Origin of the sequence: Humitalea sp. 24SJ18S-53, from assembly GCF_050632385.1 — a bacterium.
Lineage (GTDB): Bacteria > Pseudomonadota > Alphaproteobacteria > Acetobacterales > Acetobacteraceae > Humitalea.
Genome location: NZ_CP192599.1, coordinates 2,422,975 through 2,443,014 on the forward strand (window position 1 = coordinate 2,422,975; position 20,040 = coordinate 2,443,014).

Annotated in this window: 16 protein-coding genes; 9 read left to right on the top strand and 7 right to left on the bottom strand. The window is 68.3% G+C overall.

Going from position 1 to position 20,040, the window contains the following annotated elements; translation table 11 throughout:
* Window positions 1-67 precede the first annotated feature (67 nt).
* From ACQW02_RS11720 to ACQW02_RS11750, 7 genes are all read left to right on the top strand, one after another.
* Window positions 68-679 (top strand): SRPBCC family protein, encoded by a 612-nt coding sequence (locus tag ACQW02_RS11720; protein WP_431285424.1) that lies wholly within the window; start codon window positions 68-70, stop codon window positions 677-679.
* Complete coding sequence (locus ACQW02_RS11725) at window positions 676-1,584, top strand: AAA family ATPase (protein ID WP_431285425.1); 909 nt, start codon at window positions 676-678, stop codon at window positions 1,582-1,584. The genes ACQW02_RS11720 and ACQW02_RS11725 overlap by 4 nt, the downstream gene beginning before the upstream one ends.
* The gene (locus ACQW02_RS11730; RefSeq protein ID WP_431285426.1) at window positions 1,584-2,759 is read left to right on the top strand and encodes a vWA domain-containing protein; all 1,176 of its coding nucleotides are present in this window, start codon (window positions 1,584-1,586) and stop codon (window positions 2,757-2,759) included. The genes ACQW02_RS11725 and ACQW02_RS11730 overlap by 1 nt, the downstream gene beginning before the upstream one ends.
* Complete coding sequence (locus ACQW02_RS11735; protein ID WP_431285427.1) at window positions 2,756-3,079, top strand: XdhC family protein; 324 nt, start codon at window positions 2,756-2,758, stop codon at window positions 3,077-3,079. Before ACQW02_RS11730 ends, ACQW02_RS11735 begins: the two co-directional genes overlap by 4 nt.
* Window positions 3,076-3,759 carry an XdhC family protein gene (locus ACQW02_RS11740; protein ID WP_431285428.1) on the top strand — a complete coding sequence of 228 codons (684 nt, stop codon included), beginning with the start codon at window positions 3,076-3,078 and terminating at the stop codon, window positions 3,757-3,759. Before ACQW02_RS11735 ends, ACQW02_RS11740 begins: the two co-directional genes overlap by 4 nt.
* Window positions 3,756-5,387, top strand: coding sequence for an NTP transferase domain-containing protein (locus ACQW02_RS11745; protein ID WP_431285429.1), 1,632 nt, complete (start codon window positions 3,756-3,758; stop codon window positions 5,385-5,387). Before ACQW02_RS11740 ends, ACQW02_RS11745 begins: the two co-directional genes overlap by 4 nt.
* Before the next feature lie 82 nt (window positions 5,388-5,469).
* Window positions 5,470-6,615: a hypothetical protein gene (locus ACQW02_RS11750; protein ID WP_431285430.1), complete on the top strand. Its 1,146-nt coding sequence runs from the start codon at window positions 5,470-5,472 to the stop codon at window positions 6,613-6,615.
* 9 nt (window positions 6,616-6,624) lie between these two features.
* Here the strand turns inward: ACQW02_RS11750 and ACQW02_RS11755 are convergent, their stop codons facing one another.
* Window positions 6,625-7,863, bottom strand: a complete 1,239-nt coding sequence (locus ACQW02_RS11755; protein ID WP_431285431.1) for an MFS transporter — start codon at window positions 7,861-7,863, stop codon at window positions 6,625-6,627.
* A 270-nt stretch (window positions 7,864-8,133) separates the two neighbouring features.
* Between ACQW02_RS11755 and ACQW02_RS11760 the strand changes: the two genes are divergently transcribed.
* Window positions 8,134-9,765: a hypothetical protein gene (locus ACQW02_RS11760; protein ID WP_431285432.1), complete on the top strand. Its 1,632-nt coding sequence runs from the start codon at window positions 8,134-8,136 to the stop codon at window positions 9,763-9,765.
* A gap of 36 nt (window positions 9,766-9,801) precedes the next feature.
* Window positions 9,802-10,482, top strand: a complete 681-nt coding sequence (locus tag ACQW02_RS11765; protein ID WP_431285433.1) for an ArsR/SmtB family transcription factor — start codon at window positions 9,802-9,804, stop codon at window positions 10,480-10,482.
* Here the strand turns inward: ACQW02_RS11765 and ACQW02_RS11770 are convergent.
* From ACQW02_RS11770 to ACQW02_RS11795, 6 genes are all read right to left on the bottom strand, one after another.
* Window positions 10,479-13,301, bottom strand: coding sequence for a phosphoenolpyruvate carboxylase (locus ACQW02_RS11770; protein ID WP_431285434.1), 2,823 nt, complete (start codon window positions 13,299-13,301; stop codon window positions 10,479-10,481). The two genes, ACQW02_RS11765 and ACQW02_RS11770, sit on opposite strands and share 4 nt — an antisense overlap.
* Window positions 13,302-13,425: 124 nt before the next feature.
* Window positions 13,426-14,568, bottom strand: coding sequence for a DegT/DnrJ/EryC1/StrS family aminotransferase (locus tag ACQW02_RS11775; protein WP_431285435.1), 1,143 nt, complete (start codon window positions 14,566-14,568; stop codon window positions 13,426-13,428).
* Window positions 14,565-15,590 carry an NAD-dependent epimerase/dehydratase family protein gene (locus tag ACQW02_RS11780; protein ID WP_431285436.1) on the bottom strand — a complete coding sequence of 342 codons (1,026 nt, stop codon included), beginning with the start codon at window positions 15,588-15,590 and terminating at the stop codon, window positions 14,565-14,567. Before ACQW02_RS11780 ends, ACQW02_RS11775 begins: the two co-directional genes overlap by 4 nt.
* A gap of 114 nt (window positions 15,591-15,704) precedes the next feature.
* Window positions 15,705-16,703 (bottom strand): potassium channel family protein, encoded by a 999-nt coding sequence (locus ACQW02_RS11785; RefSeq protein WP_431285437.1) that lies wholly within the window; start codon window positions 16,701-16,703, stop codon window positions 15,705-15,707.
* 10 nt (window positions 16,704-16,713) lie between these two features.
* Entirely contained in the window at window positions 16,714-17,082 is a 369-nt protein-coding gene (locus ACQW02_RS11790; RefSeq protein WP_431285438.1) for a RidA family protein, read from the bottom strand.
* Window positions 17,083-17,662: 580 nt separating this feature from the next.
* A complete protein-coding gene (locus ACQW02_RS11795; protein WP_431285439.1) occupies window positions 17,663-19,873 on the bottom strand; it encodes an LCCL domain-containing protein in 2,211 nt (736 codons plus the stop codon).
* Between the last annotated feature and the right edge of the window lie 167 nt (window positions 19,874-20,040).

Here is a 20,040-nt window from a genome sequence, read left to right on the forward strand (position 1 = left end):
TCCCCCCTTTGCCAATCCCCGCCCTGGACTTAGGTTGCGGGCGAATTCGCCTCAGGAGTCCGTCGATATGGAAATGACCGGTGAGCGGCTGATCGCCGCCCCGCGCGCCCGGGTTTGGGAAGCGTTGAACGATCCCGCCGTGCTGCAAACCTCGATCCCCGGCTGCGAAAGCGTCACCCGCACGGCGGATGATGCGTTTGAGGCGAAGCTGGCGCTCAAGATCGGCCCGATGGCGGCGAAGTTCGCCGGCAAGGTGAAGCTGGACAATATCGTGCCGCCGGAAAGCTACACCATCAGCGGCGAAGGCAATGGCGGCCCGATGGGCTTTGCCAAGGGCGGTGCCGATGTTGCGCTGGCCGAACTCAGCCCGGTCAGCACCAACCTGACCTACAATGTGAAGGTCCAGGTCGGCGGCAAGATCGCGCAATTGGGCGCGCGGCTGATCGACAGCACCGCCAAGCAGATGGCCGACCAGTTCTTCGACCGGTTCCAGGCCCAGGTCGCCGCGGCCAATGCGCCGGAAGGCAGCCCTGCCGCCGCCATCGCCCCGCCGCCGCCGAATGCCGCGATCTCGGTCTTCGACCTGATTCCATCGGAGATCTTTGGCCTGCCGCTGGTGTTCTGGATCGGCTCCTTCTTCCAGGCGATCATCCTGTTCCTGCTGTTCATCTACCGATGAGCCTGAACGCCAGCGTGCCCGCGAGCGTTGACGCAACCCGCCAGTTGCTGGCGGAGGGCGGCTATGTCGCCGATGTCGCGCTGGCGACCACGGTGCACCTGGCGCTGACCATGGGCCGGCCGCTGTTCCTGGAAGGCGAACCGGGCACCGGCAAGACCGAGATCGCCAAGGTGCTGGCGGAACGGCTCGGCCGGCGGCTGGTGCGGCTGCAATGCTACGACGGGTTGGATTTGGCGGCGGCGGCCTATGAATGGGATCACGCGCGGCAGTTGATGGAGATCCGGATGGCCGAGGCCGCCGGGATCACCGATCGCGACCGCCTGGCGACCGATTTGTACGACCGCCGCTTCCTGACCGAACGGCCGCTGCTTTCCGCGCTGACCGGCACGCCCGCGGTGCTGCTGATCGACGAGTTGGACCGCGCGGACGAACCTTTCGAGGCGTTTCTTCTGGAAATCCTGGGCGATTTCCAGATCAGCATTCCCGAACTGGGCACCATCCGGGCGGCGACCCCGCCGATCGTCGTCATCACCTCCAACCGCACGCGGGAGGTGCATGACGCCATCCGCCGGCGCTGCCTGTATCACTGGGTCGACTACCCCGATGCCGCCCGCGAACGCGCGATCCTGGCGCTGCGGGCGCCGGGCGTGGCCGAGGCGCTGTCGGGCCAGGTCGTGTCCTTCGTCCAGCGGGTGCGGGCCGGGGATTACTTCAAGCTGCCGGGGGTGGCGGAGACCATCGACTGGGCGCAGGCGCTGACGGCGCTGAATGCCACCGAATTGGAACCGTCCATGGTGGATGACACCCTGGGCGCGCTGCTGAAGTATCAGGACGACATCGCCAAGCTGCGCGGCGCCGAAGCGGCGCGGTTGGTGTCCGAGGCAAAGGCCGGCCGGGCGGCGTGATGCCGGCGGCGCTTGCCCCCAACCTGTTGGCCTTCGTGCGCCTGCTGCGCCGCGCGGGGCTGCCGCTCGGCCCCGCCGATGCGCTGCTGGCGGCCGAGGCGCTGACGCGGGTCGACATCGGCAACCGCCACCAGGTGCAGGCCGCCCTGCGCGCGGCGATGATCCGCCGCCACGACCAGTCGGAGATTTTCGACCAGGCGTTTTCTCTGTTCTGGCGCGACCCCGAAGCCGCCCAGCATGCCGCCGCCATGGCGCTGCTGGATGGGGTGAAGGACAAGCAGCGCCCGCCCCCGGCGTCCCGTCGCGTCGCCGAGGCCCTGCAGGGCGACCGCCCGCCGCCGCCCCCGCCACCGAAGCAGGACGAACCGCCGCCCTTGCAGGTGGCGATGACGGTCTCCGACCACGAACGCCTGATGAAGATGGATTTCGAGGCGATGAGCGCCGCCGAGATCGCCGAGGCCAAGCGCGAGATCCACAAGCTGCATTTGCCACTGGACGAACGCCCGACGCGGCGGTTCCAGATGCATGCCTCGGGGTCGAAACTGGATCTACGCAGTACGTTACGGGACAGTCTTCGTACCGGAGGTGAAGTCCTGGGCATCGCCCGGAAACGCCGGGTGGTGCGGGCGCCGCCGCTGGTGGTGCTTTGCGATATCAGTGGAAGCATGGCGCGTTATGCGCAGATATTGCTGCATTTTCTGCATGCCGTCGCGAATGACCGGGACCGCGTCCACACCTTCCTCTTCGGCACCCGCCTGTCGAATGTGACCCGGGCGCTGAAGGCGCGCGACCCCGAGGTCGCCTTCGAAATGGTCAGCCACGCCGTGCCCGATTGGTCCGGCGGCACGCGCATCGGCGAATCCCTGGCCAATTTCAATCGCGACTGGAGCCGCCGCGTATTGGGCCAGGGGGCCGTCGTGCTGCTGATCACCGATGGGCTGGACCGCCAGGGCGCCCTGGGCCTGGCCGAGGCCGCCGACCGGCTGCAACGGTCCTGCCGGCGCTTGATCTGGCTGAACCCGCTGTTGCGATGGGATGGGTTCCAACCCAAATCGCAGGGCGCCCGTGCGTTGTTGCCGCATGTCCACGAACACCGGCCGGTGCACAATTTGAACGCGTTGCGGGATCTCATCGCCACACTCAGCGACCGCCACCCCACAAGGATATCGCCATGAGCGCCGAGTCCGACGACATCCTGGCCACCGCCGAAGCCTGGCGGGCGCTGGGCGAACACGTGGCATTGGCGACCGTGGTCGAAACCTGGGGCTCGTCGCCCCGCCCGGCCGGGTCGCGGCTGGCGGTCACGGCATCGGGCCGCATGGCCGGCAGCGTATCGGGCGGCTGCATCGAGGGGGCGGTGGCCGAGGTCGCCGAGGGGGTGATGGCCAGCGGCACGCCGCGCCTGCTGGACTATGGCATCTCCGACGAACGCGCCTGGGAGGTGGGGCTGGCCTGCGGCGGCAAGCTGAAGGTTTTTGTCGAGCCCTTGGCATGACCCCGGAAACCCTGACCCGCCTGCGCATGGCGCAATCCGCCGGCCGGCCGGTCGCGCTGTTGACCCGGCTGACCGATGGCGCCCAGTCGATTTTTCCGGACGACGTGGTGGCCCCGGAACTCGCCGTCGCGGCGGACGGCGCGTTGCGCGACGACCGGGCGCAGAATCTCTCGCTGGAGGGTGCGGACTGGTTCATCCAGCCGCAGAACCCCGCCCTGCGGCTGATCGTGGTGGGGGCGGTGCATGTCGCGCAGAGCCTGGCGCCGATCGCCGCCGCGGCGGGATTTGCCGTGACCATCGTCGATCCGCGCCGGGCCTTTGCCACCGCCGACCGCTTTCCCGGCGATGTCGCGATGACGCATGACTGGCCGGATGATGCGATGGAGGCCCTGGCGCCGGACACGCGCACCGCGATCGTCACCCTGACGCATGACCCCAAGCTGGACGACCCGGCGCTGGACCGGGCGCTGGCGAGCCAAGCCTTCTACATCGGTGCGCTCGGCAGCCGCCGCACCCATGCCAAGCGGCTGGACCGGCTGGCCGAGCTCGGCCATGGACCGGATGCCGTGTCTCGCATCCACGCCCCCGTGGGGCTGGACATTGGTGCGGTGACCGCGCCCGAAATCGCTCTTTCCATCATCGCGCAGATCGTCGCGGTCCGCCGGGGCAAAGCCGCATGATTTTTGGTCCGACCCCCCTGTCCGAGGCGCGCGGCGCCGTCCTGGCCCATACCCAGCGCCTGCCGGGCAAGGTGTTGAAGAAGGGCACCGTGCTCGACGCCGCCGCCATCGACGCGCTGCGTGCCGCCGGCCGTGCGGAGGTGATCGCCGCCCGCATGGAACCGGGCGACGTGCCGGAGGATGAGGCCGCCCATCGCTTTGCCGAGGCCATGGCCACCCCCCTGGTCGCCCGCACCCGCGCCGTGACCGGCCGGGTGAACCTGGTCGCCGAGACCGCCGGGCTGCTGGTGCTGGACCCCGGCGTGATCGACCGGCTGAACGGCATCGACGAAAGCCTGACCATCGCCACCCTGCCGAACTACAGCCCGGTCCAGGCGCGCGACATGCTGGCGACGATCAAGGTCATCCCCTTCGCCGTGCCGGGCCACGTGCTGGCGGTGGCCGAGGCCATCCTGAAGCCGCGCCGCGCGCTGACCCTGTTGCCGTTCCGCCCGTTGAAGGTGGGGCTGGTGCTGACCGAATTGCCGGGCATCAAGGACAGCGTGATGCAGGGCGCGGTCGAGGCGACGGAGGAACGCGTTCGCGGCTTGTGCGGCACCCTGCTGCCGCCGGAGGTCTGCGCCCATGACGAAGGCGCGCTTGCCGAGCGCCTGGCCCGGCTGCGCCGCGCCGGGGCGGACTTGCTGCTGGTCGCGGGGGCTTCGGCGACCGTGGACCGGCGCGATGTCGGCCCGGCGGCGATCATCCGGGCGGGCGGCAAGATCGAGCATTTTGGCATGCCGGTCGATCCGGGGAACCTGATCTGCCTGGGCTCCATCGGCGGCACGCCGGCGCTGGTGCTGCCGGGCTGCGCGCGTTCGCCCAAGCTGAATGGCTTCGATTGGGTGTTGCAGCGGATCTTCGCCGGGCAGGCGGTGACGGCGCGGGATGTGATGGCGATGGGCGTGGGCGGGCTGCTGAAGGAGATCGAGCTGCGCCCGCTGCCGCGGGAACAGGCAGCCCGGACCCCTGCCCCCAGTCTGGTTCCGCGCCGGGGCCGCAAGGTCGCCGCACTGATCATGGCCGCCGGCCGGTCGCGCCGCATGGCGCCGCTGAACAAGCTGCTGGTCGCCGATGCCAAGGGGGCGACGATGATCGCCCGCGTGGTGGACCAGGCGCTGGCCAGCCACGCCCGCCCGGTGATCGTGGTGACCGGGCATGAACGCGAACGCATCGAGGAAGCCCTGGCCGGCCGCGCCGTCGTCTTCGCCCATGCCGAGGATTTTTCCGACGGGCTGTCGGCCAGCCTGCGCGCCGGCTTGCAGGCGGTCCCGCCGGAGGCCGAGGGCGTGATGGTCTGCCTGGGCGACATGCCGCTGGTCACCGGCGCCATGATGGACCGGCTGATCGCCGCCTTCGACCCGGAGGAAGGGGCGCGGATCGTGATGCCGACCTGTCGCGGCAAGCAGGGCAATCCGATGCTCTGGGACCGTGCGCTGATCCCGGAAATGATGGCCGTGACCGGCGATGTCGGCGCCCGCCACCTGACCGGGGTGCATCGCGATGCGGTGGCCGAGGTGGAGATGGCCGATGACGCCGTGCTGCGGGATTTCGACACGACCGAGGCGATGAAGGCGATGCCTGGCTGAACGGTCCCTCTGGAATGTGATGGGCTTCCCACGCGGGATGCGGCTAGCGTCGCGCCCACGCAAAATGTGGGGAAGAACCCGAATGTCCATGACCCGCTACAGCTCTCAGCCGTCGTCACCGAATGAGGCGCCGGTCCTCACCGGCGCCGACGCCGATCGACCGATCCAGGATACGGTCAACAACAAGATGAATGCGGCGGCATTCCACCTGGCGCGGAATCCGAAGCTCTTTCCCCTGCTGCGCCGAGGCAAGGTCGTCGGCAGCGGCCAGGAACCGCTGGATGACCTGTTCAAGCAGGTCCTGGCCACGGCCCTGCTGGAGACGGCCAATTCCGACCCCGGCGCATTGGAACCCCCCGGCGCCCCGACGCGTGCGCAGATGCTGGGCATGAAGATCTCGACCTTCAACTGGAAGACCAAGGCGGCCCAGCTCGGCTTGCTCAACGCCTTGTGGGCCAAGTGCTACGAGGCGGTGGTGCCGGACCAGGAAGCCTCCACGATGTGGGACCAGGATGAAGGCTTCGCCTATGGCTCCGGCCAATTGACCAGTTCGCTGCGGCCGGTGAACCCCGATGTGGCGCTGGTCGGGCTGAAGAAGGGTCCGGTCGATATGGCCTGGGCCAAGCACACGATCGGTTTTCGCATCGATGGCGGCAAGGCGAAGGCCGGGTCGCGTGACGACCTGCCGCGCGTCATGAAGGATGGCGTGTTTCCGCTGGCGACCAATGCGGCCCTGGCCTTGCAGTTGACCGGCAAGAACTTCTTCGGCCTGGACGTGGGCAAGGGCACGCATATTCATCTCGGTTACCAGAACCGCGACGCCTACAACGAAAGCGCCACCTGCTGCGCCCGCACGATGATCGGTGCCACCGCCTTCCCGTATCGCTGGACGGATACGGATGAGGAGGGGCTCGACTACCGCTACCTTTTCGCGTTCCGCTGCGCCGGGTTGCTCGGCCTGGATACCGAGGAATGGCAGATCGCAAAGGATGCCGCGTGGCGTCCTGGCGAGAAGGCGTTCCTCAAGATCGCCGCCGACCGTATCATCGGCTATACGCGCGTGAAGCGGCACGGCTATGGCCAGGGCTGGACCTTCAGCCTCGTGGACGCGACATGGACATGGGTCGGCGCGCCGCCGCAACCCGTCAAGGACTACCTGACCGCGGAACTCTCGGCCTGGAAGCCGGGGATGATCTACAACGTTCGCGGCGTGTACGATTTCCAGTAGAGGGCGGCATCATCTACGGTGCCGGCCCAGCAATACCACGCCGGCGGCGGCCAGTTGGATCGCCGCCGCCGCGAAGAACAGCCATGGCGCCCCGTCGCCATGCGCCTGGCCCAGATCCCGCACCGCGCCGAACACCGCCGGGGCGAAGGCGTAGCAGGCCTGGCTGACGGCCGTGACCAGCGCCACGGCGCGGGCGGTGTCGGCGGGCGCGAAATCGGCCTGCGCGATCAGCGGCGGCAGCGACGTCGCATTGCCCAGCCCCAGCCCGAACAACACGACGCCAAGCAGCAGCAAGCCCACGCTGTCCCCGCCCGCCGCCAGCAGCACCAGCGACCCGCAGATCTGCACGCCAAAATTGGCCGCCGCCGCGCGGCGTCGGTCGGCGCCCTGCGGCAGCATCCAGCCCAACCCCGTGCGCCCCGCGATGGCGCAGAGCGTCGCCAGCCCGGCGGCAAACCCCGCCAGTTGCGCGCCCAGCGCCGGCACGAGCAGCGAGAAGAGATGCGCGATCAGCCCGATCTGCGCGAAGAGCCCCAGCCCCGTCGCCGCCGCCAGGGTGACGAAGCGCCGGTCGCGCCAGAGGGCTGATCCGGGCAGGCTGGTCGATGTGGTCCGGGGCGGGACCGCATGCGCATCGCCATCGGGAAACAGCCCCATCGAGGCCGGGGTGCGCCCCAGGACGCGGCCCGATAGCCACCAGATCGCCAGCACCATGATGCCGCCGAGCAGGGCCGCCGCACCGCCAAAGCCCAGTGCGGCGATCAACGCGACCCACAGCGGCGACAGCACGATGCCGCCCACGCTGGCGCCGTTGTAGGCGGTGCTGAGTGCCGCCGGCCTTCGGCGCGCGAACCAGGGCGCCACCATCGCGTTGATCGCCGCCGCACTGGTCGCGGCCCAGCCGAAGCCGCTGAGCAGGGTCGCGGCGAACAACTGCCACGGTGCCATTGCCAGGGCCCAGCCGAGGATGCCGAGCGCCATGCAGATCGCCCCTGCCCTGGTGACCGCCACCAACCCGAACCGCCGGTGCAGCGCCGCGAGATTGGCGACCACCACGGCGCCCAGCAGGAAGTGGCAGGTCACCGCAGCCGAGATCAGCGCCACGGGCCAGCCCCGCGCCGCATGGATCGCGTGCAGGAAGACGGGCGGGCCGTAGAAGCCGATGCCCCAGCCGAAGGCGGCCACGGTGAAGGCCGCCCAGACCACCCGCCAGCCGAAGAAGGTCGCGGACAAGGTGGTGGTCGTCATGCTGGCTCCGGCGATCGTGTCGGGGCGACGCTGCCGGTTGTCGCCCGGTGGATGCTACGGTCGCGGCCGAAGCACGGTGGCGGTCGCATGCGTATGGAGGATGGGCATCCACCCGCCGTGATCGATGCGCCGATATTTTGCCGCCACCGCCCTGTTGTGAGTCGGACGGAAAGTGTCGCTGCGGTCCGTTATATTGCACTGCATTTTCATGTGATGTAGATTATTTTCATATTCTATATTTCGTTTTCTGGTCGATTTATGAAGGTTCCCATGACTGCACAGGCCGAAATCAACAAAAATACCAACGGCAATAAAATATCACGCCGCATCTTTGATTGCTGCATTTTTAATGGCGAACTCGACGTTCTGAAAATTCGATTTAACGAATTGAATGATCTTGTTGACTATTTTATTGTCGTTGAGAGTACGATCACCTTCAGTGGCATCGCGCGCAGGATTGCGTTCAATCCCGCTGATCCCGGGCTGAGACCATTCGCCGCGAAAATTCGCCATGTCATTGTCGCGGATATGCCGGAGACAAACGATCCTTGGGTGCGGGAGGCCTGGCAGCGCAATGCCGTGCTCAGAGGTTTGCCGGATGCCGCGCCCTCCGATCTTGTCATCATGTCGGATGCGGATGAAATCCCCCGCGCCACTGCGGTCGCCGAGATGATCCGCGATACAACAAACGAAAGCTTCGGCTTTCAGCAGTATGTTTACTACTTCTATGTAAATTACTGTAATGTGGGCGGATCGCAGCATAAGCAACCATGGTCCGTTGCCGCCACCCGCCGGCGTTTGGATGGCATATCTCCGGACTCGCTGCGGTATCAGGTGCGGGACGGGCGCGAGCCGGCAAGAATTTTTGATGATGCAGGCTGGCATTTTTCCTACCTGATGGATGAAGCGGGCATTCGCGCGAAGATCGCGGCCTTCTCCCATCAGGAATTCAACAATGATGCGTTCAAATCCGGCATCAACATCAACAAGACGGTCGCGGAGGCGGGTGACCTCTTTGGCAGATCTGAATTTATCTGGAAGGTTCTGGATGGCACCGATCTACCGGCCTGGCTGAAGGAAAACCGGAGCCAATTTCATCGCATGTTCTACCCGAGCCGGCTTGGCGACCGGATCAAGGATCGCATGCGAAGCCTGGTCGCGCCCGCGATCGCCCGCCGCCGGGCCAGGCCGCCCGCTGTAATCTGCCCCTACACGCATGATCATGAGGCCGACGACATACGCCGCGCCTTCGGCGCCAGTGGGTTGGGGCATTCGCTTCACCTCTGGCAGGACCGGTTGCGCGCCGGTCCGGCGGCCGTGCTTGAACAGTGCCGGACCCTGGCCCCGGACCGGGACGTCGTCATCGTCAACGCCGGTCTGGCTCCCCTGGATCTGGCTTCCCCGCCTGGGACATCGCCGCGAAGCTGGTTCGACGCGCTCTGCGGCCACCGGGATGCCTTGCCCAACGCCGGGATGATCGGATGCAACCTCTTCTCCGCGGATGACCCTGGCCATGTCGCATTCGCCGGAGGCACATTCCAGAATGGCATCATCGGCCATCTGCACGGCCCGGTGGCCCAGGCGCCCGCGACGATGTCAGCGGCATTGCTGGAAAGCGTCCGCCCCGTCGATTGGGTGGCGTTCGGCGCGGTGCTGATCCGGCGCGAAGTGATCGAGGCCTGCGGAAGCCCGGATCGAGGGTTCGACGGCTCTCGCGCCATGGAAGTGGATTATGGCCTCGCGGCCCGGCTGCGCGGCTTCCGCCTGTTTCAGGTGCCGGTATCCTTCGTGCACCGAAAGAACGACGGGAATTATGATGTGAGCAGCCCTGATCACTTCAATGACAAGTGGACGAAGTACCGTTCGGCGTTGCCATCGGAATTCGATATCGCGACGTCCTGACCAACTGCTGGTCCGGGACCAGGAACAGGAAGCGACATGGTCACCACATCGGCCCTGGCCACCATCGCGGCCCTGGTGGGCGATCCGACACGGGCCAACATGCTGACGGCGCTGATGGATGGCCGCGCGCTGACCGCCAGCGAATTGGCCCGCGCCGCATCGGTCACGCCGCAGACCGCCAGCGGGCATCTGTTGCGGCTGAGCGCCGCCGGCTTGCTGGCGGTGGAGCAGCAGGGGCGGCATCGCTACCACCGCCTGGCCTCGCCGGAGGTCGCGCGCATGCTGGAAGGCATCATGGCCGTGGCCGCCGTTCGCCCGGTCGTGACCGGCCCGCGGGACCGGGCGATGCGGGCGGCCAGGACCTGCTACGACCATTTGGCCGGCAGGCTGGCGGTGGCGATGGCCGATGCGATGGTCACGCGCGGGCAGATCGAATTCCTGGCCGATGGCGGCGCCGTGACGCCGGACGGGTTGCAGTTCCTGGGTGGATTGGGCGTGGACCTTGGCGCCCGGCGCGGCGGCGGCCGGGTCTTCTGCCGGCCTTGCCTGGATTGGAGCGAACGCCGCCCGCATGTCGCGGGCGCGGTGGGGCGGGCGCTCTGCGAGGCCTGTTTCCGGCACGGCTGGGTGCGCCGGATCGACGGGTCGCGCGCAATCGCGGTCACGCCCAAGGGCGTGTTGGAGATCAGGCAGGCCTTTGGGGTCGAGGCGGCTTAACCGAACGCCCCCACCTCATGCGCGATGGCGGCCGAACACTCGCGCGTCAGGCCGAACAGGCGCCGGATCGGCTGGAAGATGGCGGCATGTTCGCGCGCGTAGTCGGTGCCCTCGCGCGGCGGCGCGGGTTCGAAGAAATCCAGCCCCTCGGCGGGGTCGGTGCGGGCGGGGAAGATGTCTTCCAGCACCGCCAGCGCCGGCTCCACCTCCAGCCGCAGCATCGCGTTCAGCACCGTGTCGCGGGTCGCGCCATGGCGGGGTGAGAAATCGGGCACCGACACCGCCAGCAGCCAGATGCGCTGGATCAGCGCCAGGCGCAGCGCATGCAGCAGCACCAGCCGGTCCGGCATGGCCGGCAGCCCCCCGGGCCAGGACGCGCGCAGGGCCAGGTTGTCGGCCTGCAAGCGGCGGAACATGCGGCGGATCGGGGCGGAGAGGCCCAGCCGCTCGACGGCGGCGGCCAGCATGATCAGCGCCTCTCGCCGCCCCGGCCGGTGGGTGAAACCGGCGCGATCGAGCCATGGCCCGGGGTCCAGGCTGCCGACGGCGGCGCGCAGCACGCCAAGGTCGCTGCAAGCGGCCGCACGCGCGGCGATGCCCATGGCGCGGGTGAAGCGCGGCGAGCGCGCCAGCATGTCGGCGAAGAGTTCGGGATTGGCCTCGGCCGCATGGCCCAGCCCATGCAGCGAATTGGCCAGGTAGCCGAGCTGTTGCAGGATCGCGTTGTTCGGGATCGCGCGCAGTTGCGACGGATGGGTGATGCGCGCGGCACCGCCCATGCCATCGGCCTGGCGTGCGGCCGGGCGGGAGCCTGTCTTGTCCAGCATCCCCGGCCCGAAGGCGCCGAGCAGTGCCGCGTAGCCGGGATCCTCGACCAGCGCCTGCATCTCCCGCCGGGCGGTCGCGAAGAAATCCGCGGCCCAGTCGCTGACGGCGTAGATCGGGTCATCGGCCTCGGGGTGATTGCCCGCCAGGTGGCTGGCGAAGGCATGCGCCGCGATGCGGGCGACGACGCGGCGCGCCAGGCCCGGCGTGCCGAAGAGCATGTAGCCGTCGCCGCCCTGGAAGGCGGCTTCCTCCCGCAGCGACAGCCCGGCGGCCAGCAAGGCCCGCGTCATGGTGGGCGGCGAGAGGTAATTGAACCGGTCGGCCAGCGACCCCGGATGCGCGCCGCGCCCGATGCTTTCGCCATGGGTGTCGAAGAGCACGACCTCGATGCCCGACAGGCCATGCCGGCGCAATTGGTCCACCAGCCGCAGTTTCAGCTTTTCGGCGAGGTAGGAGGCCGGGATCTGGCCGACGTAGCGCCCGCTGTCGGAATAGCCGAATTGCAGGCACATCCGCCCCTGGGCCTGGATATAGGCGCGCCAATGGGGCGAACGCAGCGCCTCCTCCAGCACCCGCTCGCCACGGTCCAGCGCCTCGGCGGTTTCGAACAGGGGGGAGATTTCGACCAGGTGCTCGATCCCGCAGCGGCGGGCGAGCCAGAGGGCGGCGAGCAGGGTGTAGCCGGTCTCGGTCTCGGCCACGAGGAAGCGCACGGGCTTGCTGCCGTCCACATGCTTGGCGATCTGCGCGACGGTCATCATCAGCCGCGCGGCGGAGGCCTGTTCGGCCAGCAAAGCGCCGAAATCGATCGGCTGGGCCGGGCAATCGGCCAGGGCGGCGTTGATGCGGACCAGCAAGCCGCGGCGTTGGGAGGGGTCCTCCGGTGCCGCGGCCAGGTCCAGGCGCTGGCGCATGGCGTTGTGGATCTGCTGCGCATTCAGCCGGACGTGGGTATGCGCCAGCGCCAGCCCGTGGCTGAGCAGCCCGGCGCGTGCGACGGCCAGGGCGCGGCGCGTGGCGTTGTCGGGGGCGGCGGCGATGGCCGCTTCGAACAGCGGCAGCAGGGGGGCTGGGGTGACCAGCGCCGTGTCGCGCTGCCCGATCAGCACCCCGGCGAAGGCGGCGGTGTTGTGGGCATCGGGGGTTTGCGGGCAGGCGTCGAGTTGGCTTGCCACCGCCGCGACGGCATCGGCCACGCGCGCGGTCAGGGCCGCGGCGACCTCGCCGATGGCGGCGCATTGGGCGTGCAGGCGTTGCAACTGGGCGCGCTTCATCAGCAGGCGGAAACGCAGCGTGTCGTTCCAGCCGATGTCGGTGCGCCCATCGGTGTCGTAGCCGACCCAGGTGGTCAGGATGATCGGCGCCGGGGCCAGCGTCTGCCAGCGATCGGGCCAGGTGCCGGCGGCGGCATCCAGCAGCGCGCCCGACAGTTCATCCAGGGCCGCGCGGCCGTTCTGGATGGCCAGCATGGCGCGGTCGAATTCATCGGCCAGGGTCGGTGGCCTTGGGCGATGGACCAGGCCGGTCTGCGGCGTGCCGCCCTCGGCCGTGGCGGCGATGGCGGCATAGGTCGCGGGCGGATGGGCGAAGACCGGATGCGCCGTGAAGACCGCGGCGAAACGCGCGCGTTCGATCAGGCTGCGATAGGCGGCGAAGGGAACCGGGCTGTCATCCGGGTCCGGGCGCACCAGACGCGATGCCAGGGCGGCCGCGGATTTCTGGTCCACCGGCCCGAGGTAGGCATCGACCCGCGCGGCACGGTCGGTGGCGGCGGCATCGGCCATGCGCTGGATCAGCGCGGCCAATTGCGCCTCATCCAGCCGCCCATCGTCCATGCGGCGGCTGATCGACAGGGCGGTCGCCAGCACCGGGTCGCCAAAGGGATCGGCGGCGGCGGCAGCACGGGCGGCGTGCAGCCCGGCCAGCAATTCGGCTTCGAGTTCCTGCGTCGCCAGGGGCTGGATTTGCGGTTGGGAGAGCGCGTCGGGCATTGTTGAATGCTGCACCAGCGAAGATGCCGGCGGATAGGGCGAAGACGACCGCGCCGCCGAAAATCATCGCCCCCCCGCGCGGCGGTTGTTCGTCGCGCGGGCAGGCTGCCCAATGCTGTGTCGGCTACTCCGCCAGGGACCGCAGCGCGGCGCAGACGGTTTCGACCTGGCTGTCGGTCAATTCGGGGAACATCGGCAGGCTCATCACCTCATGCGCCGCGGCCTCGGTCTCGACACAGCCGGCCGGGCCCATGGCGACGCGGTCGCGATAGGCGCCCTGCAGGTGGACGGGGACAGGGTAGTGGATGCCCGTCGCGACGCCGATGCCGCGCAGCCGCGCCATCAGCGCCGCGCGTTCCGGCACGCGCAGGACGTATTGGTGGAAGACATGGCCGTAGCCGTCCCGTCGCGCCGGGGCCTGGTAGGGGCCACCCTCCAGCGCCGAATCATAGGCGGCCGCGATCTCCTGCCGGCGCGCATTGGCGGCGTCCAGCAGCGGCAGGCGCACGCGCAGGATGGCGGCCTGGAGCTCATCCAGGCGCGAATTCACCCCGATCAGGTCGCTGATGTAGCGTTCCTTCCAGCCATATTGCCGCAGCGCCGCGATGCGGGCGGCGAGGTCCGCGTCCGGCGTGGTCAGCACCCCGGCATCGCCCAGCGCGCCCAGGTTCTTCGTCGGATAGAGCGAATAGGCCGCGGCATCGCCCAGCGTGCCGGCTCGGGCGCCGTCCAGGCTGGCGCCATGGGCCTGGGACACATCCTCGATCAGCGCCACGCCCGCCTTGCGGCAGGCCTCCAGCATCGGGCCGAGTTCGGTCATCTGGCCGTAGATATGCACCGGGATCACGGCGCGGATCGGCGGCAGGCCCGGCGGCGGGTCTTCCAGCACGGCGATCAACTCATCCGGGTCCATGGTGAAATGGTCGGGGTCGATGTCGAGCAACAGGGGCGTCGCCCCCGCCATCTCGATCGCGGCCACGGTCGCGACGGCGGTGTGGCTGACGGTGGCGACGGTGGCCCCTGCCCCGATGCCCATGCCGCGCAGGATCAGCGCGATGGCGTCGGTGCCATTGGCGCAGCCGACGGCATGCTGGCCGGGGCCGGTCCAGGCGGCGTATTCGGCCTCGAACGCCGCACCCTCCTTGCCCAGGATATACCAGCCGGAGGCCATCGCCCGGGCCACGGCGGCGTCGATCGCCGGCTGCTGCGCGCGATAGGCCGCACCAGGGTCGGCCTGGGGGACGAGGGTCGGGATGCTTGCGTTCATGTCGGCACCTCTAGCGTGTAGGCCGCGAGTCGCGGACGAAAGAATTCAAGGCTGCGTGTCAGCCCGTCGGCCAGGCCGATCCGCGGCGCCCAGCCGGAGGCCTTGCGGAAGGCGCTGTCGTCGGCGTGGTAGGATCCGATGTCGATCGCCTTCGCCTCCGGCGGGAAGGTTTTTACCGCATAGGTCCCGCCGCCATTGGCCGCGACCACCGCATCGGCCAGTTGCAGCAGGGTCACCGGCGGGCCGCCGCCCAGGTTGAAGACCTGGCCGTGGCAGGCGGCTTTTTCGGCCGAAAGCAGGAAGGCATTGGTCACGTCGTCCAGATAGGTCAGGTCGCGCATCTGCTCGCCGCCCCAGACCTCGAAAGGTTCGTTCTCGATCAAGCGGCGCAGCCATATCCCGACAAAGGTTTGCCGGGCGTCAAAGATGCGCATGCGCGGGCCGTAGCAATTGGTCAGCCGCAGCGACACGACGGGGCGGCCGTGCACGCGGTTCTCCAGCATCCAGTATTGCTCGCCGGCGAATTTCGACACGCCATTGGCGTCGGGGGGCGCGATGGGGTGGTTCTCGGTCACCGGCAGCCATTGCGGCTTGCCGTAGAACTGCCGGGTCGAGGCATGGACGACGATGGCCTTGGGCGCGGCCTCGCGCATCGCCAGGATCAGGCGGATCTGGGCCGTGGTGTTGATGTCCACATCCGTCGCGGGGTCGCGCTGCCCGCCGGCGTGGCTGGTCTGGGCCGCCAGGTTGAACAGCACGGAGAAGCCGCCGCAGGCTGCTTCCAGATCGGCGTCGCGCAGGTCGCGCTTCAGCAGGCGCACCGGCAGCCCGGCCAGGTTGGCCGGGTGTGCGGCCGATCCGGTCAGCATGGCATCCAGCGCCACGACCTCCGCGCCATAGCCCGCCAGCGCATGGCAGAGGCCGGAGCCGAGGAATCCCGCCCCCCCGGTGACGAGCACGCGGCGCCCGGCCCAGAAGGCGGGATCGGGGGTGGCGGCGGCCTGGGTGGTGTCGGTCGGCATGCTAGGTTCCGGATCGGGAAACGGCACATTGGCCAGTGATTGCGGCGGCCGGACGGCGGAGGCGCGGCAAGGATATGCCGGCGCATGCGGCTATGCGCCCGGCGGATGGCGGGATCAACGGGGCGGTGCCTCGGCCGGTGGGGCGACGGGCTCGGCCGCGACCACATGGCGATGGGGTTGGTCGTCGTTCACCGCCTGTGCGCGGCGGCTGCGCATCACCTCGGAGAAGCCGAAGAGCAGCAGCACCTGGCCCGCGACCATCTGCACCCCAGCGAGCAGCCGGATGCCGTCATCCGATGGGCGGATATCGCCGTAGCCGACGGTGGAGAGCGTCACGACGGAAAAATGCAGCGCATCGGCGAAGGTCAGCCGCGCGCCATCGACCGCGCCATGGAACAGCGGTGACACCGACAGGGAATCCGCGATGCGGTAGACCGAGGCGAAGCCGATCACCAGCAGCGCATAGAGGATCAGGAAGGCCACCACCGGCACCAGCAGATAGGCCGCGCGCCCGGCCATCTCCTCCAGGATCAGGGCGGCATCGGTCAGCAGGCGCACGACATCCCGCGCGGTCAGCGCGACCAGCAGGGAGATCGTGGCCATGGAGAAGACCAGCGCCAGGGATTGTTCGACCGGGGTCCAGCGGTTGATGGGAAGGGCGAAGGACACCGTCGCCACCGCCAGCAGGCCACCCAGCCAGCGCAGGATGCCCGGCATGTGGTTCGGATCGGGTGGCCCCGGGTTCTCGGCCAGCCGGACCAGGGCCGCCCGGCGCAACCAGACGAAGCCGAGGAAGGAGGCCGCCGGCAGGCAAAAGGCAAAGACCCGCACCGTCGGGTAGACGTCCGGAAAGGCGGCGCGCCCGAGCACGGCAAAAAGGCTGGCGTAAAGCGCCAGCCCCGTCGCGGTGCCGAAGGCGAAATGCACCCCGCGCGGAAAGAGGTAGTGCAGCAACCCCAGCCCGATCGCCGCCACCATCAGTACCGCGACCGGCAGCCCCCAGTCGCCATCGCCCACCCCGGCCGCCACGATCAGCGACATGCTGAAACTGAGGGAGGAGGAGCGCAGCCAGGCGCGGTTCAGCAGGCGGGTGCGGCGCGGGCCGGCGTTCATGTCCGGCCGGTCACGGCGCCCCTGGCGCCAGGGCGACGCCGGTGATTTCCACCCGCCAGCGCGGATCGACCAGCCGTGCCTCGATCGTCATGCGGGCGGGCTTGTGGGCCGGGTCCAGCCAGGCATCCCAGGCGCGGTTCATCGCCGGCGCGTCGCGGATGTCGGGCAGGACGATGGTGATGGACAGCAGCGCGCGCTTGTCGGTGCCGGCTTCGGCCAGCAGCGCGTCGATCTGGGCCAGGACATCGGCGGTCTGGGCCTCGGCGTCGGCGGTCGGGTCATCGGCGACCTGGCCGGCGAGCCAGATCAGCCCGCCCCCCACCGTGGCGCCGGACAGGCGCGCTTCCTCCGCCAGCCTGGTGATTCCGTGCAAGCCCATGTGGTGTTGTCCTGTTCGTTCGATGTGGCGGGGTGCGTGCGAGGCGACTTGGCTTCCGCTCGCGTGCTGGAAGCGAGGGATCATTGCCAGGGACTTTGTCCCCGCTAATCCGGCTGGTAGGCGACTTCCCTTGAGAGCGGCAAGAGGCCTGGCATGCTAAAGGCATGTAGCCAAGGATGCATGGCGCTGGTCGCTCCATCGCGGATTGAAAGGCGAGGCAAAGCCCCATTCGCGGATGCTCGTCTGGATGAAGCGCCCCCCTTGGCCTTTTGGCGTTTACTCCAGTCTGCCTGTCCGCAGTGCCATCCTGACGCTGCGGACCAGCCCGCTAAGGATCAGCGTTCAGACCACGCGATACGACACGACCCTCTGGGAGACGTCGAAGCCGGCCATTTTGACTTTGAAATACAAAGCCCGGTCGGGAAAGCACGATAGCACGCTGCGTGTAGCGGCGCCGTCGCTCACGCGAGGAATGTATCTGGAAATCCGACTGGTGCAGAGGTGGTAAGCGGGAATGAACATTCTCTCCAGTTGCAGAATAGGTCCCAGGCCCACCTAGCATTTTACCGGGGGGTCGCTTTCACCGTCGTCCAGACCAGGGCACCCGTGTGCTGCGCTGCTCCTGAAGGTTGGTCGGAACCCAAGTGCATGTCGGGGCGTCATAACGATACTCCATGACGCCTTGGCTCTGCCAGGTTGCCGCCGCGCACGCCGCGTCGCCCATGCCATCCAGGTTCGAGGAGCATGCCGACTGGACCGTTCCAGCGCATTGCGAAAGGCCGGGACCGGCATTCCGGCAGGTCTGGGGGACGAACCGATAATCCAGGGAGAATGCGTTGAAATTCCCCATGACATTGATCTGGCAGACGTCTTGGGCGACCCTCATGCTCAAGCCAGCCATCCGTCCTCGCAGAGCGCCCTCGAGCGTGTCTGCCCGGCACATCGCACGCGCGGCAAGGCGGTCACCGCTTTCCCGGACCTCCTCCGGCGTCGGCGCGCCGCCCGGGCGCGTTGGCGCACAGCGCGCGGCATCATTGGCCATGGCGCGGTCAAGATAGGGTCTCGCTTCCTGTTCGCTCACGGCTCCCAGCTTCGCGGCCAGGCGCATGATATCCGCGCAGGTCACCTGCTCCGCCCATTGCCTGACGGCGTTGTCGAACTGCGCCTCGTTCTGGAACTCCACGGCGGAGTTCACCAGGGAGCCATACCGATTGAGCATCCCCAAACGGGGCTCGCGCGGATCCAGGCGGCGGGATGAGGTGCAGAACTCAAATCCGGCGCGGAGCGAAAGGAAGAGCGCCTCGTCAAAGGCCTGCTGGGGGGCTTGGTTGACGAAGCTGGCGTAATCCCCCTGAGCGCGCCGGATGGTGGCCTGGTCAAGGCCTGCGGTGATCCGCTGGATGAAGTGGGTCGGCGGTGCACCGATCGCATTGCGCCGGTAGGTCGCGAGTGATGCGAAACATGCCTCCATATGCTCGAAGCCATGCCGCTCCGGCCGGGCACAGCTTCCGATCACCGACGGAAATCCGATCATCGAGGTGATGATCTCTCCGATTGTCCGGCAGTCCACCATGCCCGAAGGAAGCGGGTATCCAGCGGTGGTCACGGAATGCAAAGACCGCCGGAGCAGGTCCATATAGGCAAAGCAGGTTTTCTCGCCGCTTCGGTAGTCGGCCATGACCTGGGAGACGAAGCCGACGTCCAGGCCACGGCTGAATTCGTCGCCGAATGTCTGGGCGCGGTAGGCTGCGATAAGACAGGTGGCGATCCGCTCGGCGCCCTCGCCTTGCGCGCATTGCTCGTCCATGAGTCGGCGAAGGGGATGCTGCCGGATACGCTCTTGAACCGAGGGGCCGGCAGGCTGGTCCACCCTGTCGATACGGAATGCCCTGCTCGCACGAGCATTGGAATCAGGGCTCGATTGCACGCCATTGCGCGTGCTGGCACCGAACCAGGACGTGAAAGGATCCACCCCGCGAACCCCGATCACGCCCCCGGACATGTCGATCGCACCGGCATGAACGGCCGCCCGGCAGATCGATGTGGTGGGATACCCGCCAGCGTAGGGATTGGAACCGTGGACCACGCCCCTGGCGGTCATGTCCGCGGTGCAGGAGCACATGAATGACGTGCGGCTATCACCGACGTCATCGGGGCAAAGCCGGCTCGGATCCTGGGTCGGTTGGACACGCTGCGCCGCCGGCGACGGTCTCGCAGGGGGCTGGGACGGTTGCGCCGTGGCCGCTGGGGCCTGCTGTCGTGCCGGAGGCGGAGATTGTTGTCCGGCAGCGGCCGGTGGTTGATCTCCACGGAGGTTGCCGGAGGCCGGAGCAGGGGACGGCGGCTTGCCTGGCGCGGACTGCTGCTTGCCGTCCATGCCGCCACCGAACACGTTCCTGTCTCCGTTGCCAGGCGGCTGCACCGCCGGCCGGGTGGGTGCGACGGGCGCGGCCTGAGGCGCCGAGGCCACCGCATTGGGGGCCCGCGGTTGTGGAGAGGCGACCTGGGCGTTGCAGGCATTCGCCCATTGGCGGATGACCAAGCCGGAGCGCGTCAGCGGCATCGTCACTGAGCCACCAGGTCCCGCGAGCACCACGTTGCGGCCGTCGGCGAGCGACTGGAATATCGGATGCTCAGAGGGAACCGATGTCTCGAGGATCGGCCCGGCCGGACCGACATCCACCTGCATCCGGAAGGGATGCCGCGTTCCATCCACGATAAGTTCCATGAGGACCGACTGGTTCCGAAGCCGCGACAGGTGGCCGTTCTGGTCAGGCGGATTCAGGGTCATCGTCGGAGTGCGGCTGACTTCACAGATGAAAGCGACGAAAGCGCTGTCGTGACTGTTGCAACCGGGACAGGGGTCGAAGGCAAAGCCGGGTCGTTGGTTGTCAAGCGAAGGCCGGTATTCCCATCCGGGCTGCCTGTTGGGCCTACCAGTCTGGGCGTGTGCCGACA